This window comes from Winogradskyella marina, from assembly GCF_015645385.1.
Lineage (GTDB): Bacteria > Bacteroidota > Bacteroidia > Flavobacteriales > Flavobacteriaceae > Winogradskyella > Winogradskyella marina.
In genome coordinates, this window is sequence record NZ_JADOET010000005.1 from 64,762 (window position 1) to 77,898 (window position 13,137).

General features: G+C 36.0%; 8 protein-coding genes. 6 read left to right on the plus strand and 2 right to left on the minus strand.

The genetic code is table 11. The features are described from left to right. Positions 1-115 precede the first annotated feature (115 nt). The 4 genes from ITJ86_RS07585 (at position 116) to ITJ86_RS07600 (ending at position 6,619) form a co-directional block, all read left to right on the plus strand. Positions 116-2,878, plus strand: coding sequence for a TonB-dependent receptor (locus ITJ86_RS07585; RefSeq protein ID WP_195871035.1), 2,763 nt, complete (start codon positions 116-118; stop codon positions 2,876-2,878). 11 nt (positions 2,879-2,889) lie between these two features. Next, the gene (locus ITJ86_RS07590) at positions 2,890-4,548 is read left to right on the plus strand and encodes an SGNH/GDSL hydrolase family protein (RefSeq protein ID WP_195871036.1); all 1,659 of its coding nucleotides are present in this window, start codon (positions 2,890-2,892) and stop codon (positions 4,546-4,548) included. A gap of 179 nt (positions 4,549-4,727) precedes the next feature. Beyond that, entirely contained in the window at positions 4,728-6,236 is a 1,509-nt protein-coding gene (gene atpD, locus ITJ86_RS07595; RefSeq protein ID WP_195871037.1) for a F0F1 ATP synthase subunit beta, read from the plus strand. Between the two features lie 104 nt (positions 6,237-6,340). Beyond that, positions 6,341-6,619, plus strand: coding sequence for a F0F1 ATP synthase subunit epsilon (locus ITJ86_RS07600; RefSeq protein WP_195871038.1), 279 nt, complete (start codon positions 6,341-6,343; stop codon positions 6,617-6,619). Between the two features lie 58 nt (positions 6,620-6,677). Here the strand turns inward: ITJ86_RS07600 and ITJ86_RS07605 are convergent, their stop codons facing one another. Beyond that, a complete protein-coding gene (locus tag ITJ86_RS07605; protein ID WP_195871039.1) occupies positions 6,678-7,652 on the minus strand; it encodes a Gfo/Idh/MocA family protein in 975 nt (324 codons plus the stop codon). Continuing rightward, positions 7,653-8,420, minus strand: a complete 768-nt coding sequence (locus ITJ86_RS07610) for an XRE family transcriptional regulator (protein WP_195871040.1) — start codon at positions 8,418-8,420, stop codon at positions 7,653-7,655. 235 nt (positions 8,421-8,655) lie between these two features. Here ITJ86_RS07610 and ITJ86_RS07615 point away from each other — a divergent pair, with 235 nt between their 5' ends. Together ITJ86_RS07615 and dinB are read left to right on the plus strand one after the other, a co-directional pair. After that, entirely contained in the window at positions 8,656-11,679 is a 3,024-nt protein-coding gene (locus ITJ86_RS07615; protein ID WP_195871041.1) for a DNA polymerase III subunit alpha, read from the plus strand. Positions 11,680-11,880: 201 nt separating this feature from the next. Further along, entirely contained in the window at positions 11,881-13,098 is a 1,218-nt protein-coding gene (gene dinB, locus ITJ86_RS07620) for a DNA polymerase IV (RefSeq protein ID WP_195871042.1), read from the plus strand. Positions 13,099-13,137 lie beyond the last annotated feature (39 nt).

Sequence of the window (13,137 nt, forward strand, 5' to 3'; positions counted from 1 at the left end):
TAGAGCGTTTTTTTTCGAATTTTTATTATGCGTGCATAGATTTTTGCGAATTTATTACTTAATTTTCATATATTTAATTAAATTGCTAATCTAACAAATTAACTAATTATCTAACATGAAGACAATCTTAAAGCTTTTCACTATGCTTTTTTGTGTGGCATCTTTTGCTCAAACCACAATAAAAGGTAAAATTATCGACAATTCTGGGTTGCCATTACCTGGTGCAAATATAATCGTTGTAGGTACAAGTACAGGTACTGTCTCTGACTTTGATGGATTCTACACACTAGTGGTGAATCAAGAACCACCATTTTCAGTCCGAATAAGTTATACCGGATTTGAAGCACAAACTATTGATGTTGTAACTAATAATCAAACTGTTGATGTCACATTATACGAAGGGAGTGCATTTGATGAAGTTGTAATTTCTGCATCTCGTACACCTGAACGAATTTTTGAATCACCAGTAACTGTAGAACGTTTTGGTTTAAAAGAAATTAAAAATACGGCTTCTGCGAGTTTTTATGAAGGGCTTGAGAACCTTAAAGGTGTGGATGTTAATACTAATAGTTTAACGTTTAAGTCTGTAAACACCAGAGGTTTTGCCACTTTCGCAAATACACGTTTTATGCAATTGGTAGATGGTATGGATAATTCAGCTCCAGCATTAAACTTTCCAATTGGAAATTTAGTTGGAATGAATGAAACGGATGTTTTAAGTGTAGAACTTTTACCCGGAGCAGCATCAGCATTGTATGGTGCAAATGCCTTTAATGGTATTTTATTTATGCGTAGTAAGAATCCTTTTGATTTCGAAGGTATCAGTGCTTACCATAAACAAGGTATTACATCGCAAGATGCAGGTGGAGATAACACATATAGAGATACTGGTATTAGAATGGCATACAAATTCAGTGAAAAATTTGCTGCCAAGGTAAACTTCGGATGGTTAAAAGGAACAGACTGGACTGCTAATAATTATAACGGTAAACCCGGAACAGGTGATACTAGAGAAAGCGTAGGGTACGATGGTATCAATATTTATGGTGATTTAGTATCTACGAATATTAGAAATGCTTCTGGATTAGGTATCATTCCAGATGTTGTAGTAAGTAGAACAGGTTACGAAGAAAAAGACTTAACCGACTATAATGCAGAAAGTATAAAAGCAGATTGGGGATTATACTTTAGACCATGGGAAAATGATTTTGAAATTCAATACGTTGGAAAATATGGTACAGGTAATACTATTTATCAAGGTAGTAATAGATACAATATTGCTGGATTTTCTCAGCAACAGCATAAAATTGAAGTGCGAAACGACAATTTTTTCGTTAGAGGTTATGTAGTTTCTGATGATGCTGGTGATTCTTATGACATGGTCTTTACAGGTGTTAACATTTTAAATGCTTGGAAGCCTCATTCTCAATGGTTTGAAGAATACATTGGTGCTTACGCAGGTGCAACCCTAGGTGGTGCTACAGATGCAGAAGCACATACTGCTGCTAGAGCAGCTGCAGAAACTGGTCGATTTGAGCCTGGCACTCCAGAGTTCGAAGCGGCATTTGAAAGAACTATTAATGATCCTAGTTTACTTACAGGGTCTCAGTTTAAAGATCAATCAAAATATTATCATAGCGATGCCAACTACAACTTTAGTCATTTATGGGATGCTGTAGATATTCAAGTAGGTGGTTCTTATAGACAATACAGTTTAAATTCTTCGGGAACTATTTATACGGATTTTGATGGTCCTATTGATTATTCTGAATATGGAATTTATACACAACTTCAGAAGGAAATAGACTTAAATGAAGATATGAAATTAAAACTTACGGGTTCTGCTCGTTATGATAAGTCTGAATTTTTTGATGGTTTTCTTTCCCCAAGAGTTTCTGCCGGTTTAACCGTAAATAGAGATCATAACATTAGAGCTTCTGTACAAACTGGTTTTAGAAACCCAACCACACAAGATTTATTTATTGGTCTCGATGCTGGTTCAAGGGTCTTAGTAGGATCTGCACCTGCAAATTTAGACCGTTATGAAAGAACTCATGCTGTCAATCCAGGAGGAATTGCTTTAGGTCAGCCAGCTTCGATTACGCAAACAGGACGAGCAGCCTATGAAAATTCATATTTAGCCTCTTCTGTGGATGCTTATTTAGCTAGTGGTAATACCGTTGACACAAGAGATTCAAGTTTATTAGAAGTAGGTAATTCTGATATCGTAAAACCTGAAAAAATTACGTCTATGGAAGTTGGATATAGAGGTAAGTTAGATAAGGTGATCATAGATATGAGCGTTTATTATAACAAGTACCAAGATTTTATTTCGGGTGAGGTTGTTAGTGCACCTTTATATGGAACTGTTGGAACTAATGATATTTCTGTTAATGCCATTTCAAATGGTGATTATAGAGATTATCAAACTTATAATAATTCAGAAGCTGACGTTAATTCCTATGGAGGATCTATAGGTTTAGATATAAAAGTTTTAGGAGGTTTTGATCTTGGAGGAAGTTATACTTATACAAAACAAGATTTTGATCAAGCTGCTTTCCCAGATTTTATAACAAGTTTTAACACACCAGAGCATAAGGCAAAGCTGAGTTTTGGTAATACAGAAGTGGCTAAGAATCTAGGTTTTAATGTCGCTTGGAGATGGAGTGATGACTATTACTGGCAAGCAACCTTTGGTAATGGAAACATTCCAGCTTATCATAATATAGACGCTCAACTAAACTTTAAAATTCCAGCACTTAAGTCTTCATTAAAGGTAGGTGCAACCAACTTACTTGGTGATGAATATTTTACGGCAATTGGAGTTGGAAGTATCGGCTCTATGTATTATGCATCTTGGACTATTAATAATTTATAAAATTAATAAAAATGAAAAAATTTAAATATATATTTCTTTCAGCTGTACTCATTGGGTTTACAGCGTGTAGTGATGATGATTTTGATTATAACCCTACACCAGAACCGTTACCGGAATTAACAACAGGATCCTTAGATTTTTCAACGTATGTTGCTGTTGGAGCATCGTTCACGGCAGGTTTTACTGATAATGCATTATTTATTAATGCACAAGAAAATTCATTCCCAAACATATTATCACAACAGTTTGCATCAAGCAATGGTGGTAGCTTTACACAACCTTTAATGAGTGATAATATTGGAGGTTTACTTATAGGTGGTATGCAAGATCCAAGATTTGGTCCGAGACTATTTTTTGATGGCTCAGGGCCAACGGGTTTACCTGCAACACCAACGACGGAAACAACAAACGTTTTGTCAGGACCATTTACTAATTTAGGAGTTCCAGGTGCAAAAAGTTTTCATTTTGTGGCACCAGGTTATGGTAATCTTGCAGGAGTGCCAGTAGGAGCTGCTAATCCTTATTTTGCAAGAATGGCCTCATCGCCAGACGCAACGGTTATTGGTGATGCTGTAGCTCAAAACCCAACATTTTTTACACTATCTGAGATCGGTGGAAATGATGTGTTAGGGTATGCAACTTCTGGTGGAATAGGTGTTGATCAGACGGGGAATTTAGATCCATCTACTTATGGTGGCAACGATATTACAGATCCTAATGTATTTGCACAGGTTTTTTCAGGTCTTGTAGATGCTTTAACTGCAAACGGAGCAAAAGGAGCAATTGCTAATGTACCTTATATAACCAACCTTACGCATTTTACTACAGTTCCGCATAACCCATTGAGTCCTGCGAACCCTAGTTTTGGACCATTAATTCCAACATTGAATGGAGTTTTTGGGCAATTAAATCAGGTATATGGATATTTAGAATCAGTAGGTGTTATTAATGATGCTGCAGAGCGTTCTGTAGTTTTCTCAGAAACTGAAGCAAGTGCTGTTCTTATAAAAGATGAAACTTTAACGGATATTTCTGATGACATAATTGGTGTTTTAAGTGCAAGTCCAACGTTTCCTGCTTTTGTAGAATCGTTTGGACTACCAGCCGAAGCAGCTCCTTTAGTAGCTAATTTATTTGGTGGTATTTATGGACAGACAAGACAAGCTACCTCTGAAGAATTGTTAGTGTTACCAAGTAGTTCTATTATTGGTACAGTAAACACAAGTACAATGGCCTTTTTAGAATCACAAGGCTTACCAGCAAGTCTTGCAGGACAGTTTTCAGTAGAAGGTGTTACAAATCCTTTAGAAGATAAATGGGTGTTATTACCAAGCGAACAACTTGCCATTAAAAATGCGACTGACGCTTATAACGCTACTATAGATGCCGTAGCTACATCTAAAGGTTTGGCAGTCGTAGATTTTAAAGGCATATTGGAAGAAGCTTCAACAACAGGAATTTCTGATGGCGACTTTACCTTAACAACAGATTTGGTTACTGGTGGACTTGTGAGTTTAGATGGAGTTCATTTAACCGCTAGAGGTTATGCAATAATGGCTAATAAATTTTTGGAAGCTATAGATTTAACGTATGGCTCTAATTTTATAGCTGCAGGTGTTAAAGCGAATACAGGAGATTACCCTACAAACTATTCGCCTACACTTCAATAAATACCCTTTATTTATTATCACGAAACACGCTCGAAATGAGCGTGTTTTTTTATTCAGTAAATACTATTATTTTTTTAAATAAAAACATATCTTTGCAGCGCGAAAAACCAACGCACTCAACTTGATTGAGAAACGTGTTTTTCATATTTAAACTATTGCAAAACAAAAACATATAAGTAATGTCAAAAGTTACAGGTAAAGTTGCACAAATCGTAGGTCCAGTTATCGATGTAGAATTCGCTGCTGGTTCAGAGCTTCCAAAGATTTATGATTCGTTAGAAATTAACAACCAAGATGGTTCTAAATTAGTATTAGAAGTACAATCTCACATAGGTGAAGATACCGTACGTACTATTGCTATGGATTCTTCAGATGGTTTAAGTAGAGGGACAGAAGTTCATGCAACTGGTGCTCCGATTCAAATGCCAATTGGCGAAGATGTTTACGGACGTCTTTTTAACGTTATTGGTGATGCTATTGATGGACTAGGAGATTTACCTAAGGCTGGTGATGCTGGTTTACCGATTCACAGACAAGCTCCAAAATTCGAAAATTTATCAACATCTACGGAGGTTTTATTTACTGGTATCAAAGTCATCGATTTAATTGAGCCTTACGCAAAAGGTGGTAAAATTGGTTTATTTGGTGGTGCTGGTGTAGGTAAAACGGTATTAATCCAAGAGTTGATTAACAATATTGCAAAAGGACACGGTGGACTTTCTGTATTTGCAGGTGTTGGTGAAAGAACACGTGAAGGAAACGATTTACTTCGTGAGATGTTAGAGTCTGGTATTATTAAATATGGTGATGACTTTATGCATTCTATGGAAGACGGAGGATGGGATTTATCTAAAGTTGATAAATCTGAAATGAAAGACTCTAAAGCAACTTTCGTATTCGGACAAATGAATGAGCCTCCTGGAGCTCGTGCTCGTGTAGCACTTTCAGGATTAACTATAGCAGAATATTTCCGTGATGGTGCTGGTGAAGGCCAAGGAAAAGATGTATTATTTTTCGTAGATAATATCTTCCGTTTTACACAAGCGGGTTCTGAGGTATCTGCATTATTAGGTCGTATGCCTTCTGCGGTAGGTTACCAACCAACATTAGCAACCGAAATGGGTGCGATGCAAGAGCGTATTACATCAACAAAAAGAGGATCTATTACATCTGTACAAGCGGTTTACGTACCTGCGGATGATTTAACGGATCCAGCTCCAGCAACAACGTTTGCTCACTTAGATGCAACAACAGTATTATCTCGTAAAATTGCAGAGTTAGGTATCTATCCTGCGGTAGATCCATTAGATTCTACGTCTAGAATTTTAACTGCTGATATTTTAGGTGATGAGCATTATGCGTGTGCACAACGTGTAAAAGAGTTATTACAACGTTATAAAGAATTACAAGATATTATTGCCATCTTAGGTATGGAAGAATTATCTGAAGAAGATAAAATGGCTGTAGGTAGAGCAAGACGTGTACAACGTTTCTTATCACAACCTTTCCACGTAGCTGAGCAGTTTACAGGTATTCCAGGTGTATTAGTAGATATTAAAGAAACGATTAAAGGATTTAACCAAATTATGGATGGTGAATTAGATCACTTACCAGAAGCGGCATTTAACCTTAAAGGTTCTATTGAAGAAGCTATTGAAGCTGGAGAGAAAATGTTAGCTGAGGCATAGCCGAAGCTAATACTGAAAACTTATTTCAGTAGCTCTTAATTTGAACCTCAAATAAAAACAAAAAGACCCTGAACTAAATTCAGGGTAGTAAAACAAGTTTTACTATGTATTTAGAAATTGTATCACCAGAAGCCACATTATTTAACGGAGAAGTTACTTCAGTAACGGTTCCTGGAATAAATGGTGAATTTCAAATGTTGAATAACCACGCTCCTATTGTCTCTATCCTTAAAGAAGGCCATGTGAAAGTTGAGAGTAGTAACGTTCAATTAGAAAAAGAGGTTGAAGCTAAATTTACAAAATCCGATAAAGGTGTTTGGTTAGCTATCAATTCTGGAACATTAGAAATGAAAGATAATAAGCTAATTATTTTAGCGGATTAACACCTATTATTATAAAATAAAAAAGCGCGAAATAACTTATTTCGCGCTTTTTTTTGTTTTACAACTTACCTAAAATTTTATCCATTACCCAAGCCGTATGCAGTCCACTTTTTCCAGTTGATGGATGTTGCGAAATCCCATTAATATGCTTTTGCATATTTTCAACATGATATAATTGTATTGGATTAGGATTATCTATTATAAATGTCTCGCTATTTTTATCAGTAATTAATTGAATAGGGTGATCACTAAAAATAGAAAAACATACTTCACCTTCACTACCAACGATTCTAACGCTGTCTTCTCTTTTATATGCACCAAAATTCCAAATAGCAGAACCTATAACACCTGAATCATGCAACCACGAACCAGAAATAGCATCTTTAGCAGTATACAATTCTTGTTGATTTAAACACACACCACTAGCCTCTTTAATACCTCCTAATAAGTAAACAAATAAATCTAGCCCATGACTTGCCAAGTCATCAAAATAACCTGCTGGTGCAATTTTAGCATCGGTTCTCCAATTATAATCATCCGATAAATCTATGGGACTAGGTGTACGCGATAAATTCCAATTAATATATCTTACAGCACCTATAGCATTGTGATCTAACAGTGATTTTACTTTATCAAATCTAGGTAAAGACCGACGATAATAAGCCACAAATAAAGGTATATCTCGTTTTGCGAAAGCAGTGTAAATAGCTTTACATTCTGTATAACTAGGAGCCATTGGTTTTTCTATACAGCAAATTTTTCCAGCTTTAGCTACTTTTAAAGCATAATAATGATGACTATCAGGCGGAGTTGCGATGTAAACGGCCTCAACATCCTTATCATTAATAAGCGCATCTGCATCGTCATAATACGTTTTTACATGATGTCGTTGTGCATAATCTTTAGCCAATTCTAAGCGTCTACGCATCACTGCGACAAGCTCAAAACCATCAACTAAACTATACGCTGGACCACTTTTAACTTCGGTAACATCACCACAACCAATAATTCCCCATTTTAAATTTGGATCCATTTATAACCGTTTTATAGTTTCTAATTCAACTTTCAGTTCTTGAAACATCGTCATAATACTACTCAATTTTAATTCCTTTTCATCGTATTCTTGGGTGTTGATACAGCAAGTGAATTCCCAAACCTCTAAAATAGTCTCGCGAGCAACCAAATAGGGTTGGTAGCTTTTATTATCTGAACTTAATAATAAACTTGTAGTATCTCCCTCTGGAACATAAACGCGCTTATAAACCAAACCATCATCCTTAGTTAATATAATATACGTGCGTCCATTTTTAATATCTGCAATATCTTCCAAAAATTTTGCCACTATAAAAGCTCCATCCTTTACAGGTAACATAGAATCGCCTTTAATAGGAAATGCTCTGTGTGTTCCAGTAGGTAAAAAGGGCAATTTTATTTTTTGAAGTTGCTCTATGTATTCTGGGTCATCATAACCAGACAAATAACCTGCAGAGGCCTTTGCTGGTATAATTTCTATTAAATCTTCATTGTTTTCGCTAACCGTTACCGGAAATAGCACACGCTTATTTCCTACTTCTATAAACGAGGTGTCTTTTGCCTTACGCAAGTCATTCTTAACTAAAATATCAATAGGAATATCAAAGAAATTAGACAGGTCTATTAAACGGTCTATTGGAGGCTCAGAACGGCCTTCTTCATAAGAACCCACAACAGAGCGTGTCCAATTAAGTTCGTCTGCAAAACGCTCTTGAGACAGCTTTCTAAGCGCGCGTAAATGTTTTATGTTGGCCTGAATTGGCTTCATTAAATTATAGTTTTAACATTAATTACTACAAATGTAAGCAATAAAAACTACACATAGTAGCTAATTTTACAATCTGCTAATAGAAATAATCAAGGATAGAGCGTAAATATTTTTATCAACCTATTGACATCTCTTTATCAGTTAGTTAAAATTTAGTCTTTGTTCCCTGTCTGCCGGCAGGCAGGTTAACTCTAAAAGCAAAGCGGTCTATTATCAAAAAAACAACGTTTTTTTTATGTATTTAAATTGTCACACCTATTTTAGTCTTCGTTATGGAACCATAAAACCAGAACAACTACTCGCTATTGCATCAGAAAATGGCGTACAAACGCTTGCATTAACCGATATTAATAGCACATCTGCATGCTTAGATGTAATGCGTTTATCTAAAAAATATAAAATAAAATCCGTCCTTGGTGTCGATTTTAGAAATAGAGCAAAACAACAATTTATTCTTATTGCTAAAAACAATAATGGTTTTCATCATATTAATAACTACCTCTCAAAATTTCTTCATAATTCAGATTTACAGATTCCTGAACGACCAGATGAAGCTATACCAGATAGCTTCGTGATATATCCTTATCAATCTGGAAAAGATTTTGAACTAAAACCAAATGAATTTTTAGGCATCACACCTCAAAATCTTAATCGACTTAAATTTTCAAAATGGAATCAATTCAAACATAAGCTCGTGGTTTTAAAAACGGTATCCTTTCAAAATAAAAAAGGATTCAATACCCATCGTTTATTACGTGCTATTGATAATAATACGCTATTGAGTAAACTTCCAAAATCTGAAGAAGGCAGTGAAAACGACATGATGTTACCTTACAATGAACTCTGCGACACCTATGCCGAATTCCCAAAACTGATTAGTAATACCGAACAACTTTTACAAAGCTGTAAAACCGATTTTAATTTTGAAAACGTAACACCTAAAAACCAAAAGTGTCTCACTAAAAATGAAACTTCAGATTATCAACTTTTGAAAAGATTGACTTACGATGGTATTCCCTATCGTTATGGCACTGACGTAGAACAAAAAGTGTACGACCGCATTGAAAAAGAACTCAACATTATAAAACAACAAAACTTTGTGTCTTATTTTCTTATCAATTGGAAAATCTTAGAATACGCACGCAGCAAAGACTATTACTACGTTGGTCGTGGTAGTGGTGCCAACAGTATTATTGCCTATTTATTGCGAATTACAGATGTAGATCCCATTGAGCTCGACTTATATTTTGAGCGTTTCATTAATTTATTTCGCCAGAATCCACCCGATTTTGACCTCGATTTTTCTTGGCGCGATAGAGATGATATCACGAATTATATTTTCAAAACCTTTAAACACACAGCGCTTATTGCGGTTTATAACACGTTTAAATTTAAGGCTTCTGTTCGCGAATTAGGAAAAGTCTTTGGCTTACCAAAAACCGAAATGGACAAGCTAACCCGAAGAAAATATAACGTTAATCAACTTGATAAGCTCTCGCAACTCGTTATTAAATATGCAACCTACATTCAAGGGTTTCCTAATTATTTAGGCATTCATGCTGGTGGAATTCTCATTTCCGAGAAACCCATTCATTACTACTGCGCCACATTTATGCCGCCAAAAGGCTTTGCCACCACACAATTTGATATGGTGGTTGCCGAAGATATTGGTTTGTATAAATTCGATATTTTAAGTCAGCGTGGTTTAGGAAAAATAAAGGAAGCTGTAGAAATTATTGATGCTAATTACACCGAACAACCACCTATTGATATTCATGATATTAAAGGCTTTAAAAAAGACGAGCGCATAAAAGATTTACTCAGAAACGCTAAAGCTATTGGTTGTTTCTATGTAGAATCACCAGCCATGCGTATGCTCTTAAAAAAGTTGCAAGTAGATAATTATTTGGGCTTGGTGGCGGCAAGTTCTATCATTAGACCAGGTGTTGCAAAAAGTGGTATGATGCGCGAATATATTCTGCGTTATCGTTATCCCGAAAAACGAAAAGAAGCGCATCCTGTGTTGCAAAAAATTATGCCAGAAACTTATGGTATTATGGTGTACCAAGAAGATGTGATAAAAGTAGCGCACCTTTTTGGTGGTTTAGATTTGGGCGAATCTGATATGCTGCGTCGAGGCATGTCTGGGAAATTCCGCTCACGACATGAGTTTTTAAAAGTGAAACAAAAATTCTTCGATAATTGTATAAACGATGGCAAACCTGAAGCTTTAGTGGCAGATGTTTGGCGACAAATAGAAAGTTTTGCAGGTTACGCATTTGCAAAAGGGCATTCCGCATCTTATGCTGTAGAAAGCTACCAAAGTTTATTTTTAAAAGCCTATTATCCGTTAGAATACATGACAGCGACCATCAATAATTTTGGCGGATTTTATAGTACAGAACTTTATGTACACGAAGCCAGAATGCACAATGCAACCATTGAAGCACCATGTATTAATCGTTCGTTTACGCAAGCCATTATAAGAGGAACAACCATTTATTTAGGCTTTATGTTTTTGCAATCTCTAGAATCCAAAACCATCAATCGTATACTTAATGAACGTGAAAAAAATGGGACCTTTCAGTCCTTAGATGATTTTATTGAGCGTGTACACATTTCTATTGAGCAGATGTCTATTTTAATAAAAATAAATGCTTTTCGGTTTACAAAAATCAATAAACGTGAATTGCTCTGGGAAGCGCATTTAAAAATTAGTAAAACCGTAATCCAAGACGACGTAATTACGCTATTTAAAACTCAAAGGATTAACTATAACACACCAGAATTGCCAAGTACCGACCTAGAAAATGCTTTCGATTCTATTGAATTACTCGGTTTTTCACTTTGCAATCCTTTCTTTTTGTTAGAAAAACCTTCGATTAGTAAGTTACGAGCCAAACATTTAACAAAACTTGAAAATAAGCTGATTATCATTGAAGGCTATTTAATAACCATAAAAAACACCAAAACAGCCAATGGAAAAATAATGCATTTTGGAACCTTTCTGGATCGCGATGGCGATTTTTTAGATACCGTTCACTTTCCGCCTATTGCTGCCAAATATCCTTTTAGAGGGAAAGGCATTTATAGTATTATAGGAAAAGTGATGGTAGAATTTGATTGTGTCACGATTGAAGTTTCAAAAATGGAACGCTTAGCCATTATTGAAGACCCACGTTATTCAGTAAACTCTTTGAATCCTACGTTTCAAAGGAAAAGAAGTTTTGATGATTTGAAGCGAGCCATTGCTCAGTAGGGACAAGTCGCGACTTGTCCGTACGTCGCGAATTGTCCAAATCAGGAATTAATTAGTGTTAGATTATAACACCCCTAAAGTCCCCTCAAGGGGACAATTAATAAAAAAATCTTTTAGATTTTTTTATTTGCAACAGTGAGACTGTCCCCTTGAGGGGACTTTAGGGGTGTTTTTCACCTCACAAGAAAACCCAAACTAAAAATGAACAACAACCGAAGCATCGTACATATGGATTTAGACACCTTTTTTGTGTCTTGCGAAAGGCACATGGATAGTAGCCTTAACGGTAAACCTATACTTATTGGTGGCACAAGCGACAGAGGTGTTGTGGCCTCTTGCAGCTATGAAGCCCGAACTTTTGGTATTCATTCTGCCATGCCCATGCGTATGGCAAAACAATTGTGTCCTGAAGCTATTGTGCTTAGAGGAAACTCTGGTATTTACACCAAATTTTCTAATGCCGTTACTGATGTGATTAAAGAAAGTGTGCCACTTTACGAAAAAACATCAATCGATGAATTTTACATAGACCTTACCGGAATGGATAAGTTTTTTGGTTGCCATAAATTAGCTTCAGAATTACGTCAGAAAATTATTAGAGAAACTGGTTTGCCGATTTCCTTTGGCTTATCGCTTAATAAAACGGTATCTAAAATTGCCACAGGTGAAGCCAAACCTAATAATGAAATACGCATTCTATCTGGTACCGAAAAACCATTTTTAGCACCACTTTCGGTTAGAAAAATTCCGATGGTTGGTAATGTCACTTATAAAGCGTTGTGCGATTTGGGTGTAAAACGTATTCAGACCATACAAGATATGCCAATGGAATTAATGCATAAAGTATTGGGCAGAAACGGACTTGTAATTTGGAAAAAAGCCAATGGTATAGACCATTCGCCAGTAGTGCAATACCACGAGCGGAAATCCATCTCTACGGAACGCACTTTTAATCAAGACACTACAGACGTCACAAAACTGAAAGGGATGGTAGTTGCCATGGCCGAAAATTTGGCATACCAACTGCGCCGTGGTCATAAATTAACAGCCTGTGTAACGTTTAAGATTCGCTATTCGGATTTTCAAACCTATACACAACAACAACGGATTCCTTATAGTGCCATGGACCATACTATTATTCCTGTGGTCTTGGATTTGTTCAAAAAACTATACCATCGTCGGCTTTTAGTACGACTGATTGGTGTAAAATTTAGCCATTTGGTAGAAGGTGGTCATCAAGTTAATTTATTTGAAGACAACGAAATGCACCTCAACCTCACTAATGCTATGGACAAAATGCGCGAACGTTATGGTGATAGAGCTGTAATGAGTGCTGCTGGTATGGAAGCAAAAACTATAAGTCGTTTTAATCCTTTTAATGGAGAACCTCCTCCTTTATTGGCTAATCGACGTCGTTAGAAATTACAACCTCTCAGATAACAAAAATTCCAAAAACAA